Source organism: Segniliparus sp. (assembly GCF_051660745.1).
In the GTDB taxonomy this organism is placed as follows: Bacteria; Actinomycetota; Actinomycetes; order Mycobacteriales; family Mycobacteriaceae; genus Segniliparus.
The window spans coordinates 45,012-60,649 of sequence record NZ_JBOFQF010000003.1; the positions used below are offsets into that span (position 1 = coordinate 45,012).

Annotated in this window: 16 protein-coding genes and 1 tRNA gene; 13 read left to right on the plus strand and 4 right to left on the minus strand. The window is 69.0% G+C overall.

What is annotated here, in order from left to right; genetic code table 11:
• Positions 1 to 127 precede the first annotated feature (127 nt).
• From ACRC20_RS00590 to ACRC20_RS00600, 3 genes are all read left to right on the plus strand, one after another.
• Positions 128 to 916 carry an electron transfer flavoprotein subunit beta/FixA family protein gene (locus tag ACRC20_RS00590; protein ID WP_438684382.1) on the plus strand — a complete coding sequence of 263 codons (789 nt, stop codon included), beginning with the start codon at positions 128 to 130 and terminating at the stop codon, positions 914 to 916.
• A gap of 44 nt (positions 917 to 960) precedes the next feature.
• Positions 961 to 1,917, plus strand: a complete 957-nt coding sequence (locus ACRC20_RS00595) for an electron transfer flavoprotein subunit alpha/FixB family protein (protein ID WP_438684383.1) — start codon at positions 961 to 963, stop codon at positions 1,915 to 1,917.
• A 75-nt stretch (positions 1,918 to 1,992) separates the two neighbouring features.
• Positions 1,993 to 2,535 (plus strand): GNAT family N-acetyltransferase, encoded by a 543-nt coding sequence (locus ACRC20_RS00600; protein ID WP_438684384.1) that lies wholly within the window; start codon positions 1,993 to 1,995, stop codon positions 2,533 to 2,535.
• 12 nt (positions 2,536 to 2,547) lie between these two features.
• On the opposite strand, the gene ACRC20_RS00605 is transcribed toward ACRC20_RS00600, so the two are convergent.
• Both ACRC20_RS00605 and ACRC20_RS00610 read right to left on the minus strand, forming a co-directional pair.
• Entirely contained in the window at positions 2,548 to 3,345 is a 798-nt protein-coding gene (locus ACRC20_RS00605) for a hypothetical protein (protein WP_438684385.1), read from the minus strand.
• 70 nt (positions 3,346 to 3,415) lie between these two features.
• Positions 3,416 to 4,744: an MFS transporter gene (locus ACRC20_RS00610; RefSeq protein ID WP_438684386.1), complete on the minus strand. Its 1,329-nt coding sequence runs from the start codon at positions 4,742 to 4,744 to the stop codon at positions 3,416 to 3,418.
• 110 nt (positions 4,745 to 4,854) lie between these two features.
• Here ACRC20_RS00610 and ureG point away from each other — a divergent pair, with 110 nt between their 5' ends.
• The 3 genes from ureG to ACRC20_RS00625 all read left to right on the plus strand — a co-directional run bounded on the left by ureG (position 4,855) and on the right by ACRC20_RS00625 (position 6,716).
• Positions 4,855 to 5,520 (plus strand): urease accessory protein UreG, encoded by a 666-nt coding sequence (gene ureG / locus ACRC20_RS00615; RefSeq protein WP_438684387.1) that lies wholly within the window; start codon positions 4,855 to 4,857, stop codon positions 5,518 to 5,520.
• Positions 5,498 to 6,199: an urease accessory protein UreD gene (locus ACRC20_RS00620; protein WP_438684388.1), complete on the plus strand. Its 702-nt coding sequence runs from the start codon at positions 5,498 to 5,500 to the stop codon at positions 6,197 to 6,199. The genes ureG and ACRC20_RS00620 overlap by 23 nt, the downstream gene beginning before the upstream one ends.
• Before the next feature lie 85 nt (positions 6,200 to 6,284).
• On the plus strand, positions 6,285 to 6,716 hold the full coding sequence (locus tag ACRC20_RS00625) for a hypothetical protein (RefSeq protein WP_438684389.1): 432 nt from the start codon (positions 6,285 to 6,287) through the stop codon (positions 6,714 to 6,716).
• 24 nt (positions 6,717 to 6,740) lie between these two features.
• Here the strand turns inward: ACRC20_RS00625 and ACRC20_RS00630 are convergent, their stop codons facing one another.
• On the minus strand, positions 6,741 to 7,292 hold the full coding sequence (locus tag ACRC20_RS00630) for a hypothetical protein (RefSeq protein ID WP_438684390.1): 552 nt from the start codon (positions 7,290 to 7,292) through the stop codon (positions 6,741 to 6,743).
• 64 nt (positions 7,293 to 7,356) lie between these two features.
• On the opposite strand from ACRC20_RS00630, the gene ACRC20_RS00635 reads away from it, so the two are divergent.
• The 3 genes from ACRC20_RS00635 (at position 7,357) to ACRC20_RS00645 (ending at position 8,839) form a co-directional block, all read left to right on the plus strand.
• Positions 7,357 to 8,253 (plus strand): asparaginase, encoded by an 897-nt coding sequence (locus tag ACRC20_RS00635; RefSeq protein WP_438684391.1) that lies wholly within the window; start codon positions 7,357 to 7,359, stop codon positions 8,251 to 8,253.
• A gap of 36 nt (positions 8,254 to 8,289) precedes the next feature.
• Positions 8,290 to 8,362: transfer RNA gene (locus ACRC20_RS00640), tRNA-Asn, on the plus strand.
• 270 nt (positions 8,363 to 8,632) lie between these two features.
• On the plus strand, positions 8,633 to 8,839 hold the full coding sequence (locus tag ACRC20_RS00645) for a cold-shock protein (protein WP_438684643.1): 207 nt from the start codon (positions 8,633 to 8,635) through the stop codon (positions 8,837 to 8,839).
• 132 nt (positions 8,840 to 8,971) lie between these two features.
• Here the strand turns inward: ACRC20_RS00645 and ACRC20_RS00650 are convergent, their stop codons facing one another.
• Positions 8,972 to 9,634, minus strand: a complete 663-nt coding sequence (locus ACRC20_RS00650) for a hypothetical protein (RefSeq protein ID WP_438684392.1) — start codon at positions 9,632 to 9,634, stop codon at positions 8,972 to 8,974.
• A 169-nt stretch (positions 9,635 to 9,803) separates the two neighbouring features.
• On the opposite strand from ACRC20_RS00650, the gene ACRC20_RS00655 reads away from it, so the two are divergent.
• The 4 genes from ACRC20_RS00655 to dnaE all read left to right on the plus strand — a co-directional run bounded on the left by ACRC20_RS00655 (position 9,804) and on the right by dnaE (position 15,603).
• The gene (locus ACRC20_RS00655) at positions 9,804 to 10,334 is read left to right on the plus strand and encodes a DUF5078 domain-containing protein (RefSeq protein WP_438684393.1); all 531 of its coding nucleotides are present in this window, start codon (positions 9,804 to 9,806) and stop codon (positions 10,332 to 10,334) included.
• Positions 10,335 to 10,376: 42 nt separating this feature from the next.
• Positions 10,377 to 10,925, plus strand: a complete 549-nt coding sequence (gene lspA / locus ACRC20_RS00660) for a signal peptidase II (protein ID WP_438684394.1) — start codon at positions 10,377 to 10,379, stop codon at positions 10,923 to 10,925.
• A gap of 44 nt (positions 10,926 to 10,969) precedes the next feature.
• A complete protein-coding gene (locus ACRC20_RS00665; protein ID WP_438684644.1) occupies positions 10,970 to 11,896 on the plus strand; it encodes an RluA family pseudouridine synthase in 927 nt (308 codons plus the stop codon).
• 212 nt (positions 11,897 to 12,108) lie between these two features.
• Positions 12,109 to 15,603: a DNA polymerase III subunit alpha gene (dnaE, locus tag ACRC20_RS00670; RefSeq protein WP_438684645.1), complete on the plus strand. Its 3,495-nt coding sequence runs from the start codon at positions 12,109 to 12,111 to the stop codon at positions 15,601 to 15,603.
• Positions 15,604 to 15,638 lie beyond the last annotated feature (35 nt).

The following is a 15,638-nucleotide window of genomic DNA, read 5'->3' on the forward strand; positions in this document are numbered from 1 at the left end:
GGTACGTTACTGACGGGTAACTTACGCGCGCAGTCCCGCGAGTGACCCGGCAAACCCCACCGCAGCGACGCGAGCTCGCGCCGCGCCCTAACCGAAAACGTCGATCGAGGAGACACGAGGCAAACCCATGCCGAATATCGTTGTACTGATCAAGCAGGTTCCGGACACCTGGTCCGAGCGCAAGCTGGCCGATGGTGACTACACGTTGGACCGAGGCGCGGCGGACGCCGTCCTCGACGAGATCAACGAGCGCTCCGTCGAGGAGGCGCTGCAGATCAAGGAGCGCGACGGGGGCGAGGTCATCGTCCTCACGGTCGGCCCCGAGCGCGCGGGCGAGGCAGTGCGCAAGGCGCTGTCGATGGGCGCGGACCGGGCGGTGCACGTCCAGGACGACGCGATCCGCGGCTCCGACGCGATCCAGACCGCCTGGGTGATCGCCAAGGCCCTCGGCACCATTGAGGGCGTGAACCTGGTCATCGCGGGCAACGAGGCCACCGACGGCCGCGTCGGCGCGGTGCCCGCGATCGTCGCCGAGTACCTGGGCCTGCCCCAGCTCACGAGCGTCCGCAAGGTCGTCATCGAGGGCGACAGCATCACCGCCGTGCGCGAGACCGACGAGGCCGTCTACACGCTCAAGGCCCCGCTCCCCGCGATCGTGTCGGTGACCGAGAAGATCAACGAGCCCCGGTTCCCGTCCTTCAAGGGCATCATGGCCGCGAAGAAGAAGCCGGTCGAGGTGCTGTCCCTGGCCGACCTCGGCGTCGAGGCCGACGAGGTCGGCGTCGCGAACGCCGGGTCGAAGGTCCTGTCGGTCGCCGCGAAGCCCGCGAAGTCCGCTGGCGAGAAGGTCGTGGACGAGGACGGCGCTGGCGGTCCGCAGATCGCGCAGTACCTCATCTCCCAGAAGATCATCTGACCTGACTGACGCACGCATCGAGAAGACTTATTTAGGAGAGAATTATGGCTGAAGTGCTCGCCCTCATCGACTACGCGGACGGAGCTCCGCGCAAGGTCGCCCTGGAACTCATCACCGCCGCGAACGCCATCGGCGAGGCTTCTGCCGTCGTCGTCGGCGCCCCCGGCACGACGGACTCGCTCGTCTCGGCGCTCAAGGCCGCGGGCGCCCACAAGATCTACGCCGCCGAGTCGGAGGCCGCGACGAAGTACTTCCTCACCCCCAAGGTGGACGTGCTCGCGAACCTCGCGGAGACCGCTTCCCCGGCCGCGATCCTCGTCGCCGCGTCGATCGACGGCAAAGAGGTCGCGGGCCGAGTCGCCGCGCGGCTCGGCTCCGGCTTGCTCACCGACGTCATCGACGTGAAGCAGGACGGCTCGGCCACGCACTCGATCTTCGGCGGCGCGTTCACCGTCGAGGCGCAGACCACCGGCGAAGTCCCGGTCATCGCCGTGCGTCCGGGCGCTGTCGCGGCCGCGCCGCAGGAGGCCGCGGGCGTCGTCGAGCAGGTCGAGGTGCCCGAGCCCGCCGCCAACGCCGTGGAGATCGTCTCGAAAGAGCCGCTCGTGAAGGGCGACCGCCCGGAGCTCACCGAGGCGGCCATCGTCGTCTCCGGCGGACGTGGCGTCGGCAGCGCCGACAACTTCAAGGTGGTCGAGTCCCTGGCCGACTCGTTCGGCGCTGCGGTCGGCGCGTCCCGCGCAGCGGTGGACTCCGGCTTCTACCCGGGCCAGTTCCAGGTCGGCCAGACCGGCAAGACGGTCTCCCCGCAGCTGTACGTCGCGCTCGGCATCTCCGGCGCGATCCAGCACCGCGCGGGCATGCAGACCTCGAAGACCATCGTCGCGGTGAACAAGGACGAAGAGGCCCCGATCTTCGAGATCGCGGACTACGGCGTCGTCGGCGACCTGTTCAAGGTCGCCCCGACCCTCGAGGCCGAGGTCAAGAAGCACAAGGGCTGATCAAGCCGCAGTAAGAGCGCGGCCCCGGAGCTTGGCTCCGGGGCCGCGCTCTTGTTTCCGGTAACGTGGCCGCTCATGACTGCGAGCTCTGTTTCCGGCTTCCCGATCCGCGACGCGACTGCGGCGGACGCGGCGGCCTGCGCGGCGATCTACGCGCCGTATGTCTTGGACACGGCGATCAGCTTCGAAGAGGTCCCGCCGACCGCCGAGGAGATGGCGGCCCGGATCGCGAAGGCGCAGGAGCGGCACGCGTGGCTGGTGCTGGAGCAAGAGGGCAGCGTCGTCGGCTACGCCTACGCCGGCCCGTTCGCGTCGCGCGCGGCGTACCAGTGGAGCTGCGAGGTGAGCATTTACCTGCAGCGGGGCAGCGCGAGCAAAGGCGGTGGCAGGGCGCTGTACACCGAGCTGCTGGCCAGGCTCGCGGAGCGGGGCTACCGCTGCGCGTTCGGCGGCTACACGCTGCCGAACCGGGCGAGCGAGTCCCTGCACCGGGCGATGGGCTTCCGGCTCTCGGGGGTGCACCGCAAGGTCGGCTTCAAGCACGGGGCCTGGCGCGACGTGGCCTGGGCCCAACGCGACCTCGGCCCGGACGACGAGCCGCCGGGCGATATCGGCTGACCGCCCTGCGGCTCACTCCGGCTCGCGGAACAGCTCGTCGTCCATGGCCTCGTCCACGGCGATGACGCGCAGGTCGAGGTCAGTTCGGGCTTCGAGGCCCGAACCGTCGTCCGGGCGGAGGACGAACACGCAGACACCTGTCTGCACGTCGAGGCGCACCAGCGACGGGCCCGAAGGAATCCACCGGGAGTTCCGCTCGTCGTCGTCGCCTGCCAGCAGCGGGCAGCAGCCGCAGCGCGGGGAGTACCGGGCCGTCGGCGTCGCGAGCGCCTCCCACGCGGGCCTGCCGTGGTGGAGCACCGCTCGCAGGTCGTGGAGCTCGACAGGCGGCTCGGCCGCGCCATCGCGGCCATCGGCCAGCTCCACCGGGTCGAGCGTCGCGACCCAGTGGTAATCGCGGTGAAACGGCGGGTCGTATTGGATGGCGAATGGGAACGCCTCGTGCGGCCGGGCCAGCACCAAACCGTCTTCGTCGTAGACCGGGGCGGCCTCTGTCGGCCAGATGCGCGGTTTCGGCTTGCTGGCCTCGGCGGTCATCGCGGCGAGTTCGGCCGGGTCGAGATCGTCGCAGCCGATGAACCCGACCGCCACGACGGTCGAGCCGCCGGAGTCCAGCGAGGCCTCGATGATCGACACGGCTCCGTCGCTGGACTCGACTCGGAGCTTGTCGGGCCGTCGCAGGGAGCCGCGCTCGCGCCGTTCCCCGCCGAAGACGCTGCGCTCGTACTCCAGCGTCGACCACCGCCACGGGGAGGAGCGGGCCAGTGATCGGAACTGATCCGCTGTGGGATCGGCGAAGAGGTCGAGCATCTGGTCAGTATCCGCTTCCCTGTGGTACTCCGGCAAATCCTTTTCCCGGCTCGGCTGCAGGCTGCCTCGCTCAGCGCCGGGTCAACAATCCTTTGCGGGAGAACCAGATCGTCGCCGACAGGCCGCAGGCCGCGGCGAAGAGCAGCCAGAGCCCCGGGGCGCCTTTGCCGTAGTTCTGGTCCAGCCACTTCCCGCCGAGGTCGGTGAAGGTGCCGAGCATGGTCGCGAGGCTGTACGCGAGCGAGAACCCGGTGGCCCGGACCGCTTTCGGCATGACCTCGACGAGCGCGACCACCATCGCGCCGTTGTAGCTGGCGTAGAGCAGCGCGAGCCACAGCTCGACGGCGAGCATATGCCCCAACGAGGGGTGGGTGACGAGCCATAGGAGGGCGGGATACGCGGTGAGCACCCCGAGCGTCGCGGCGACCACCAGGATCGGGCCGCGCCCGATTCGGTCCGACAGCGCCCCGGACAGCGGCAGGACGCAGAAGTTCGCCATGCCGACGCAGAGGACGACGACGAGGCTTTGGCGCACGGACAGGTGCAGGTCCTCTTTGCCGAAGGTCGCGGTGTAGTTCGTGATGAAGTAGAAGAACACCGTCGTCATCACGACCCAGCCCATGCCCGCGATCACCAGCGGCAGGTTCGCGGCGACGCTCTGGCGGATCTCGGCGAAGCTCGGGTGGTGGTTTTGGTGCGCGAAGCCCTCGGTCTCCTCCAGCGAGCGGCGGACGAGATAGATGAAGGGGACGATCAGGCAGCCCGCGACGAACGGGATCCGCCAGCCCCAGTCGACCAGGACCTGGTGCGGGAGTGTCTCGCGGATGAGGATGCCGACGATGCTGCCCACGATGACCGACACTTGCTGGCTCGCAGACTGCCAGCTCACGAAGAAACCCCTGCGCTCCGGCGGCGCCATCTCCGCGAGGTAGACCGACACGCCGCCGAGCTCCACGCCTGCGGAGAAGCCTTGCAAGAGCCTGCCCGCGATCACCCCGATCGGCGCGAGGATCCCGATCTGGGCGTAGCCGGGCAGGAACGCGACCATGGCGGTGCCGATCGCCATGATCAGCAGGGTGAGCAGAAGCCCCTTGCGCCGCCCGATCCGGTCGACGTAGGGGCCGAGGACGAGCGCGCCCACGGGCCGCATCACCGAGCCGAGCCAGAACGTCGCGAACGCGGCGAGCTCGGACACGTAGTGGCTGTGGGCGGGGAAGTAGACCCTGCCGATGTCGTGCGCGAAGATGCCGAACACCATGAAGTCGTACATTTCGAGGAAGTTCCCGCTCACCACTCGCAACACCATGGCGGCCTGCGATTTCGCGGTCTTCGGTTTGGCGGCGGCGGGCGGCTCGCCCGTCGCCTCGGTCGGCTGCTGCTGCGTCGCGCTTTCAAGCACGGCTGTCTTCTCCTCGAAGTCCTGGGTGTCTGGAATACGGTTTCGTCCTAGGACGCTTCTACCAGAAGACGCGCACGAGCGCAGTCCCGGCGCGCGGTACTGTGGAGGGCATGCCGCACGAGAACCACGGACAGCACCATCACCACCGCGAACGCCAGCCGGGGGAGCCGCTGCGGATCGGCGTCGGCGGGCCGGTGGGCTCGGGAAAGACCGCTCTGGTGGCGGCGCTGTGCCGGGCGCTGCGCGAGGACTATCAGCTCGCTGTGCTCACGAATGATATTTACACCACAGAAGACGCCGATTTCCTCCGTCGGCACGCGGTGCTCCCGGACGAGCGGATCACCGCTGTGAAGACCGGCGGCTGCCCGCACACCGCGATCCGCGACGACATCACCGCGAACCTCAACGCGGTGGAGGACCTGGTCGAGGCGAACCCCGGCCTCGACCTGGTGCTTGTGGAGTCCGGGGGCGACAACCTCACGGCGATGTTCTCCACCGGGCTGGTGGACGCGCAGATCTTCGTCCTCGACGTGGCGGGCGGCGACAAAGTGCCCCGCAAGGGCGGGCCGGGGGTCACGTTCGCCGACTTGCTGGTGATCAACAAGACCGACCTCGCGCCGCTCGTCGGCGCGGACTTGTCCGTGATGGACCGGGACGCGAGCGCGGTCCGCGCGGGCCGCCCGACCGTCTTTCTGTCGTTGACCGAGGACCCTGCCGCGACTCCGGTGACCGATTGGCTCAAACCGCAGCTCGATGCGCTCGTGGCTGCGCGTTGACGCCGTCGCGGGCAGGGTCCCGCGATGGCGTTCGGAGGGGGTGTTCACGGTCCGCCTCACCGGGGAGGACCAGGTCCATATCGTCTCCGCCGCCGCAGGACCGCTCGGCGGCGACGAGGTCGTGGTCGAGGTCCATGTGGGCGAGGGGGCCTCGCTGACGGTGCGCGGCGTGGCCGCGAGCGTGGCCCTGCCGGGATCCGCGACCGACCGTTCCTCGTGGTCGTGGGAGCTCGACGTCGCCGAGGGCGGCAGACTGCTGCTCGAACCGCAGCCGGTCATCGTCGCGGGCCGGGCCGCCCATCACGGGGCGACCGCGCTGCGGCTCGCCAGCGGGGCCTCTGCCGTGCTCGTGGAGCAGGCGCAGATCGGCCGGTTCGGGGAGGCCGAGGGGGCGTGGCGGGGCTCGTTGGCGGTGGACGTGGACGGCCAGGAGCTCCTGCGGCACGCGGTCGAGCTGGGCGAGGGCAGCGCGACGTGGGACCGGGGCTTCGCCCCTGCCGCGATCGAGAGCGAGTTCCGCTACCCGGACGACCGCCCTGCCTGGGTTGGCATGCCGGAGCCCGTCCGGGCAGCCCGGCGCGCGCAGCGGCAAGACGCGTCCGCGTTGGCGGCGCGATTGCCGCTGGCGGGCGGGGGGAGCCTCACGACCAGGCTGTCTTCCCGCCTCGTCGACATGTGATCCGAGAGATAAGGAAAACGCGAATAATTCCCGCCTCGTGCGAGTTGAACAAGAGGTAAATACATCCGATGATCCGATAATAGAAATGAAGGTGATGGCCATGGTGGCGAAGAAAGCATTCGCGGCGGCAGCGGCCCTCGGTGCTGCGGCTCTGCTCGGGGCGGCGGCGCCTGCGAGCGCGAAGACGATCGGCGGAGCCTCGGGCTACGACGTGACGTACCAGGTCTCCGGGACGCAGGGCGCGAACATCGCGAGGATCCGGTACCAGGGCTCTGGCGGCGAGGGCGTGACGAACGCCGCGAGCCTGCCGTGGAGCTACAGCTTCCATGTCGGCGGCGGGTCCGACGGCTACAACGTCCCGGCGGCCCCGGTCGGCGTGTACGTCGACTCCCCGGCGGGCGCCTCGGCCAGCCCCTCGGGCCTCTACACCTGCGAGATCTTCGTGAACGGGCAGCTCATGGAAACGCGGACGCGCGACACGGGCCATGTGGCCATCTGTGTCACGCACGACGACTGAGCGCGGGCCCGGTCGTCGCGGAGATCACTGCGGGACGTGGATGTCGGGGGGCAGCGTCACTGGCGGGAGCGGCCCGGACGGGGCGTAGCTGGCGCACAGCGGGCTGGTCTTCTGCAGGATGTCCACGAGCAGGCTGCACACGGAACGCTTGGCGAGCTTCCACTTGTCGCCCTGCCAGACGAAGAAGATCTCGACCTTGTCGAGGTGCTGGTCCCCCTTGGAGATGCTGAAGAAGACGTGGAGCAGGCAGCCCGAGTCGATCTTGCTCTCGTCCAAAATCTTGTAGCTGATGTCCGGGTTCTCCCGATTGGCCTGGACGAGCTGGTCGAAGAGCTCCGGATCTTTGTCCCCGTCTTCGAGCAGGTCCGTCTTCTCCGGGCTCGGGATTTTCGGGTCGAGCGCCCGGTCGAGCATGCCCTGCAAGGTCTCGACCGAGGGGATCGGGTGCGCGCAGGCGACAGCGGGGGGGCCGCTGGGCCGCACGGGCGGGTCGCCGGTCGCGTGGCACGCGGCAGAGGCCGGCGCCAGCGCGAGCGCCACGAGCGCCGCGGCCGCCTTTCTGCTCTGGATCTTCATTTCGGTTAATCTACACACCCATGGCATCGTTGACTGGAAGTTCCTGACACCCATGGATACATATGTGACACTCATCACAACCGGTGGGACGATTGCCAGCGTCGCCGACGACGCGGGGGTGCGCCGCCCGGTCCTCGGAGCGCAGGACCTCCTCGGCGCGACCGGCCACGCCGGGCGGGTTCGGGTCCGCGAGGTGGTCCGCAAAGACAGCTCCTTGCTCGATTTCGCGGATCTGGATTCGATCCGGCGAGCGGCTTCCGAAGCGGTCGCGGACCCCGCGTCCGCAGGCGTCGTCGTGGCGCACGGGACGGACACGATGGAGGAGACGGCTCTGCTGCTCGACCTCATGGTCGGCGGCGACAAGCCCGTCGTGCTCACCGGCGCCGCCCGCCCCGCCTCGGACTCCGAGGCGGACGGCCCGGCGAACCTGCGCGACGCGTTGGCGCTCGCCTCGGGCAACGGCGCGCGCGGGCCGGGCGCGGTGATCTGTTTCGCAGGGGCGGCGCTCGTCGCCCGTGGCGCGCACAAGCGGCACACCGGCGGCGACGACATCTTCGGCGGCTCGGCGCACCGCTGCGGGGAGGGCGTTGTCGTCACCGCCCCTGCTTGCGACATCGCCCCTGTCCGGGTCGATGTCGCGGCCATGTACCCGGGCGCGGACGCCGTCGCGCTCGACGCGTACGCGTCGGCGGGCGCGCGGGGCGTGGTCCTGGAGACGATGGGCAACGGCGGCGTGCCCGAGGCCGTCGCCGATGCGGTCGCCGGGCTCGTGCGCGCAGGAGTGGCGGTCGTCGCCTGTTCGCGGGTGCCGGGAGCCCCGGTGACGGGGGCGTACTCCGGCGGGGCCCGGCTGGTCGAGGCCGGGGCCTTGCTCGCCCAGGAGCTGCGCGCCCCGCAAGCCCGGATCCAGCTCGCGGCGCTGATCGCGGGCGGAGAAGACCTTCGGCGTTATCCGTGGTGAAATCCGCCCGGCTTTCTGGTACAGTGGCCGGGCCAATCCCCTGTAGCTCAATTGGCAGAGCATCCGACTGTTAATCGGACGGTTGCTGGTTCGAGTCCAGCCGGGGGAGCAGTTTCAGGTCGTATCCCCCGGTCGGGGGATACGACCTTTCTCGTTCGAGGCCGCCCGCCGCGACACGCTCGGGCCGCGAGGGACACGGGTAGATGCGCTCGGGCGCAAGCCGTGCTAATCTTGTGGCGGTTAAATGCTTTGTGATGTGCTCGCGAGGTTTTTCACGCGGGTAGTCGCGCTTGGTCGAAACTTCGACTCTAAGCCCTGTTCCTGCGGCCCGAAGACGGAATACCGCTTCGAATTCAAGAAAATGCAAGGGAATAACACCATGGCCAACGGCACGGTCAAATTTTTCAACGAGGAAAAGGGCTTCGGCTTCATCGCTCCCGAGGACGGCGGCAAGGACTTGTTCGTCCACTTCACCGGGATCGTCGAGAACGGCGGCTTCCGCACCCTGAAAGAGGGCCAGCGGGTCCAGTTCGAGGTCGAGTCCACCCAGCGCGGCCCCCAGGCCGTCTCGGTTGTGGCGGTCTGATCCGCCCCTCGGGCGACTGACGAGGAAAGCCCCCGCCACAGGCGGGGGCTTTCCTCGTCTCTAGGGCCCCCGGCGCGATCCTCGATATGAACGGGGCCTCCTCCTTCCGGGAGTGGCTCCGGCGGCGGCCGGTCAGCTGGTTCTCTTCGGAGTCTGCGCCGGTGTCTGCTGCGGGGTGGCGGGCGTGGTCGCGCTCGGTTTTGCTGGCGCGGGGGCGGTGGTCGTCGGGGCTTGCTGGCCTGCGGGGCTCTGGCCGCAGACTCGGGTGTAGTTGGCCTGGTAGACGACGACTGCGCCGGTGATGTTGACGCCGAGGCTGCCGAGTTTGAGCGGGTTCAGGCTGTTGGCCTGCGAGGAGGCGATCTGCGAGACGGAGTCCGCCGCGTCGTCGACGGTCCCGGCGAGTTTGTCGGCGGAGTTGCGCAAGGGGGAGTCCGCGACGGCTGGCGCGGCGCTTTTGAGCTCGCCGCTGATGCGGCGAAGCGAGTCGACGATGTTTTGGAGCTTCGCCGCGGCGGGGGAGGCTGCGGTCGTCGGGGCGGGCGAGGCGCTCGTCGGGGCGACGGGCGGGGCCTTCTGCTCCGTTGCGGCTGCCGGGGCCTGGTTGGCGAGGTACGCGTTCGCGTTGTCCCGCAAGTTGTCGATCGCGGGCTGCACCTTGCTCAACGCCGCGCATGAGTCGCCCGCGGGCTTCGGCGCGGGGTCTGCGGCGCTCGTGGGGCCGATCAGGACGAGTCCCCACGCGCTTGCCGCGAGCAGGGCCGTCGGGACTCTCAAGGAACTTGGTGTGCGCATAACAACTATTCAAGCGCCCGGCGGGCCCCGTCCCGCGACGCGTCGCGGGACGTTACCTGTCCGCGTCGAAGCCATTGCCCTATCGTGAGGAAGCGCGCAGCGGCGCGTCCTGTCCGGCCCGGGCAGGGGGAGCGGCGATTTTCGATATTATTGCGCTATAGTAAGTATCATGGCTTCGCAACTGAGAAAATCCTTGAAACGTGCAGGCGCGGGCATGTTTGCCCTCGGTTCGGCCGCCCTTGGCTTCCCCGGAGTCGCCGCCGCCGACCCGCCGCCGGACTACATCGACGGATACGTGCACTCCACGGACGAGTACCCCATCCCTCGCCGGATGCTCCTCACCACGTGCAGCGCCGAGCAGCTCCTGGACGCGGCGAAGTACGCGGCCCCGATGGAGTTCGACCGGTACATGATGGAGTACAAGAAGCACGGCGAGGCCCTCGACGAGCAGACTCGGGACCGGCTGCACTGGTTCTTCTCCCTCCCGCCGGGCGTGAAGGGGCCGCGCCGCGACTTCTCCGAGCACATGGCCGCGACGTTCGGCGACCCGCTCGACGTCCTGTACACCGACTACGCGAAGCTTTTCGTGAACAACAAGGGCGTCGCGGCGAAGATGACGGACAACTGCGCGAAGTACCCGAAGGACGACCAGTCCGCGTGGGACTGGCGCGACGACGACGCCCCGGTCGCTTACAGCTAGCGCCGGTGCCGCACAGGAGCGGCTGCTAAGCTCTGTCCCGCTATGGCGACTTCCCCCACACAGGCCGCAGAAGCCTCTCACAGCCCAAAGTCGCGCGCAGCGGCGGTGCGGTTGCTCTTCGGGGTCGCCGTCGTCGTCGCCCTCGTGGACCTGGCCTCGAAAGCGGCCGCAGTGGCCTACCTCGACCCGGAGCGCCCGGTCCGCGTCCTCGGCGGCGCGCTCTGGCTGGTGCTGGTGCGCAACTCCGGCGCGGCGTTCTCCATGGCCACCGGCTACACGTGGGCGCTCACCGCGATCGCGGTGGTGGCGGTCGTCGCGATCGTCCGGATGAGCCGGGCGCTGGGCTCGCTCTGGTGGGGCACAGGCCTCGGCCTGGTCCTCGGCGGCGCTTTCGGGAACCTCGTCGACCGGGTGTTCCGCGCCCCCGCGCCGTTCCGGGGCCAGGTCGTCGACTTCCTGTCGCTGTTCTCCGACCACGGCGAAGGATGGGCGGTGTTCAACCTCGCGGACTCGGCCATCGTCTGCGGCGCGGTGCTCATGGTGGCGTTGAGCTTCCTCGGGGTGGAGCATTCCGTCGGGCAAGAGCGTTGATCGAAACCTCGCCGGTCGGCGATGACGAGACCACGCAGTCGGCGGTGCGCGCGCTGCCGGTCCCGGAAGGGCTGGCGGGGCTGCGCCTCGACGCGGGACTCGCGCGGCTCCTCGGCGTCCCGAGGACACGGGCGGCCGAGCTCGCCGACGCGGGGCACGCCTTGATCGACGGGAAAGCCGCGGGACGCTCGGACCGGCTGGTCGTCGGGTCCTGGTTGGAGGTGACCGTTCCGGCCGCTCCGTCCGTCCCAGTCGTCGAGGACCCGCTCGAAATCATCCCAGGGCTGAACGTGCTCTATTCCGACGAGCATGTCGTGGTGGTGGAGAAGCCCCCCGAGATCGCGGTGCACCCGTCGGTCGGATGGAGCGGCCCGACCGTGGTGGGCGGCCTCAAAGCGCTCGGCTTCCACATCGCGACCACGGGGGTGGCCGAGCGGCAAGGCGTCGTGCAGCGCCTCGACGTCGGCACCTCGGGCGTCATGGTGCTCGCGGCCTCCGAGCACGCGTACACCGTGCTCAAACGCGCTTTCAAGCACCGTGAGGTGGAGAAGTGGTACGAGGCGCTGGTGCAGGGCCACCCGGACCCGTCGAGCGGCACGATCGATGCGCCCATCGGCAAACGCCCCGGTCCGGGATGGCGTTTCGCGGTCACCACGGACGGCAGGCACAGCATCACCCATTACGACACCGTCGAGGCGTTCGGGGCGGCGAGCCTGGTCGCGGTGAAGCTGGAGACCGGGCGCACCCATCAGATCCGGGTGCATTTCTCGGCGCTGCGCCATCCCTGTTGCGGCGACATGCTGTACGGCGCGGACCCCAAGCTCGCGGCGCGCCTCGGCCTGCGGCGCCAGTGGCTGCACGCGCGCAGCCTCTCGTTCGCGCATCCTGGGGACGGCCGGATCATGCGTTTCGAGTCCAGCCCTCCCGAGGACCTGTCGCGCGCGCTCGCGGTGCTGCGCGAGCAGGTGTGACCCCATCTGCCCCAGGCGCCACACCGCCGATCGGCGGTCCTCGCGCCGCGACGGTCCGACACGCCGCCTTGTTGTCCGCAAAGATTGCGCGGTTCGGTTTCCGGCCCGAGCGCGGGTAGGCTGGAACCCCTCTCGGACCTTTGTGACGCCTGAAGGGAAGGACGACCGTGGCCGATTCGTTCGTGCATCTGCACAACCACACCGAGTACTCCATGCTGGACGGGCATGCGCAGGTCAACGCGATGTTCGCGGAGGCGGCGCGGCTGGAGATGCCCGCTGTGGGCATGACCGACCACGGGAACATGTGGGGCGCGGCGGAGTTCTACCGGACGGCGAAGAAACACGGGGTCAAGCCCATCATCGGCATTGAGGCGTACCTCGCGCCGTCCTCCCGCTTCTCCACCAAGCGCGAGTTCTGGGGCCAGCCGGGCCAGCGCTCCGACGACGTCTCGGGCTCCGGGGCCTACACGCATATGACCATGGTCGCCAAGGACGCCCAAGGCCTGCGCAACCTCATGAAGCTCTCCTCGCTCGCCTCTATCGAGGGCCAGCTCGGGAAATGGCCCCGGATGGACGCGGAGATCCTCGCCGAGCACGGGCGGGGGATCATCGCCACCACCGGCTGCCCCTCCGGCGAGGTGCAGACCAAGCTGCGCCTCGGCCAGTTCGAAGCCGCCTGCGAGGCGGCGGGGCGGTTCCAAGAGATCTTCGGCAAGGAGAATTTCTACCTCGAACTGATGGACCACGGCATCGACATCGAGCGCCGGGTCCGCGAGGACCTGCTGCGCCTCGGCGAGCGGCTGAAGATCCCTCCGGTGGCGACGAACGACTGCCACTACGTGAAGCAGGAGCACTCCAGGGGCCACGAGATCCTGCTCTGCGTGCAGACCGGCAAGACCATGTCCGACCCCGGGCGGTTCAAGTTCGACGGCGACGGGTACTACCTCAAGTCCGCCGAGCTCATGCGCGCCGCTTGGGACTCGCAGGTGCCGGGCGCCTGCGACAACACGCTGCGCATCGCCGAGCAGGTGAGCAGCTACGACGAGGTGTGGACCCCGCGCGACCGGATGCCGGTGTTCCCGGTGCCGGACGGCGAGGACCAGAACTCGTGGCTCAGCCACGAGGTGGACCAAGGGCTCGAACGGCGGTTCCCGGGCGGCGTCCCGGACCACTACCGGGCCCGCGCCGCGTTCGAGCTCGACGTCATCAAGCAGAAGGGCTTCCCCTCGTACTTCCTCGTCGTCGGCGACTTGATCGCCCACGCGCGCGAGGTCGGGATCCGGGTGGGGCCGGGCCGTGGCTCGGCGGCGGGCTCGTTGGTCTCCTACGCCCTCGGCATCACGAACCTCGACCCCATCGAGCACGGGCTCCTGTTCGAGCGGTTCCTCAACCCGGAGCGGCCCTCGGCCCCAGACATCGACATCGACTTCGACGACCGCCGCCGGGGCGAGATGATCCGCTACGCCAGCGAGAAATGGGGCGCGGACCGCGTCGCGCAGGTCATCACGTTCGGCACGATCAAGACGAAGGCCGCGATCAAAGACTCCGCCCGCGTGCTGCACGGCCAGCCCGGCTTCGCGATGGCCGACCGGATCACCAAGGCGCTGCCCCCGGCGATCATGGCGAAGGACATCCCGCTGTCCGGGATCACCGACCCCGAGCACGAGCGGTACAAAGAGGCCACCGAGATCCGCGAGCTCATCGCGAGCGATCCCGATGTCGCGAAAATCTACGAGACCGCGCTCTCGCTGGAGGGCCTGATCCGCAACGCGGGCGTGCACGCCTGCGCGATCATCATGTCCAACGAGCCGCTCATCGACACGATCCCGCTGTGGAAGCGCGCGCAGGACGGGGCGATCATCACCGGCTGGGACTACCCGTCCTGCGAGGACATCGGCCTGCTGAAGATGGACTTCCTCGGCCTGCGCAACCTCACCGTCATCGGGGACGCGATCGAGAACATCCGCCAGAACCGAGGGGTCGACCTGGACCTTGAGACGGTGCCGCTCACCGACCCGGCGACCTTCGCCCTGCTCTCCCGGGGCGAGACCTTGGGCGTGTTCCAGCTCGACGGCGGGCCGATGCGCGACCTCTTGCGCCGGATGAAGCCGACGGGGTTCGGCGACATCGTCGCCGTCCTCTCGCTGTACCGGCCGGGCCCGATGGGCGTGAACGCGCACAACGACTACGCCGACCGCAAGAACAACCGCCAGCAGATCAAGCCGATCCACCCCGAGCTCGAAGAGCCGCTCAAGGAGATCCTCTCCGAGACGTACGGCCTCATCGTCTACCAAGAGCAGATCATGTTCATCGCGCAGAAGGTCGCGGGCTACTCGATGGGCAAAGCCGACGCGCTCCGCAAAGCCATGGGCAAGAAGAAGCTCGAAGTGCTCCAGGCCGAGTACGAGGGCTTCTCCGAGGGCATGATCGGGAACGGGTTCTCCGAGGCCGCGATCAAAGCGCTCTGGGACACCGTGCTGCCCTTCGCGGACTACGCGTTCAACAAGTCGCACGCCGCCTGCTACGGCCTGGTCGCGTACTGGACCGCGTACCTCAAGGCCAACTACCCGGCCGAGTACATGGCGGCGCTTTTGACCTCGGTCGGCGACGACAAGGACAAAGCGGGCGTGTACCTCGCGGACTGCCGCAAGATGGGCATCACCGTGCTCGCCCCGGACGTGAACAAGTCGCGGGTGGACTTCGCCGCTGTCGGGGAGGACATCCTCTTCGGCCTCTCGGCGGTGCGCAACGTCGGGGTGGGGCTCGTGGAGTCGATCATCCGCACCCGCGAGGCGGAGGGCGCGTTCACGAGCTTCTCGGACTACCTCGCCAAGGCAGACATCACCGCCTGCAACAAGAAAGCCGTGGAGTCGCTCGTCAAGGCGGGCGGCTTCGACGCGCTCGGGCATCCCCGGAAAGGCCTCTACTTGGTGCACGCCGAGGCGGTCGACTCGGTGATGGGCACGAAGAAGGCCGAGGCGCAGGGCCAGTACGACCTGTTCTCCGACTTCTTCGAGACCGGGTCGGAGGAGCTCTCCGCCGCGTTCGAGGTCAAGATCCCGGACGAGGAGTGGGACACGAAGCAGAAGCTCGCGCTGGAGCGGGAGATGCTCGGCCTCTACGTCTCGGGGCATCCGCTGGCCGGTCTGGAGCAGGCGCTCGCCGCCGCGACCGACGTGTCGATCCGCTCGATCCTCGACGGCGAGGTCAAGGACGGGTCGAGCGTGAAAGTCGGCGGCGTGCTCTCCGGGGTGAACCGGCGGGTGAACAAGAACGGCGCCCCGTACGCGAGCGCCCAGCTCGAAGACCTCGTCGGCGGCATCGAGGTGTTCTTGTTCCCGCAGAACTACGTGGCGTACGGCGAGGAGTTCGTCGAGGACGCGGTCGTGTTCATCAACGCGAGGGTGAACTTCCGCGACGACCGGATCGCGCTCATCGCGAGCGACGTGGTCCCGGCGGAGCTCACCCCGCAGGCGGCTGCGGGCTCGCTGCGCCTCTCGGTCGCGGAGAGCTGGTGCAACCCGGACTCGGTCGGCCAACTGCGCGAGATCCTCGAGCGCAACCCCGGCCCGACCCCGGTGCTGCTCGACCTGCACCGGAACGGCAGGTCGTTGTCGTTCCGGCTGGACGAGGCGCTCACGGTGACGCCGTCGCCCGAGCTGTACGGGGACCTCAAGGCGCTCATCGGGCCGGGCTGCCTCGGCTGACCTCGGACGTCGCGACGTGGTCCGCGGGGGCTCGC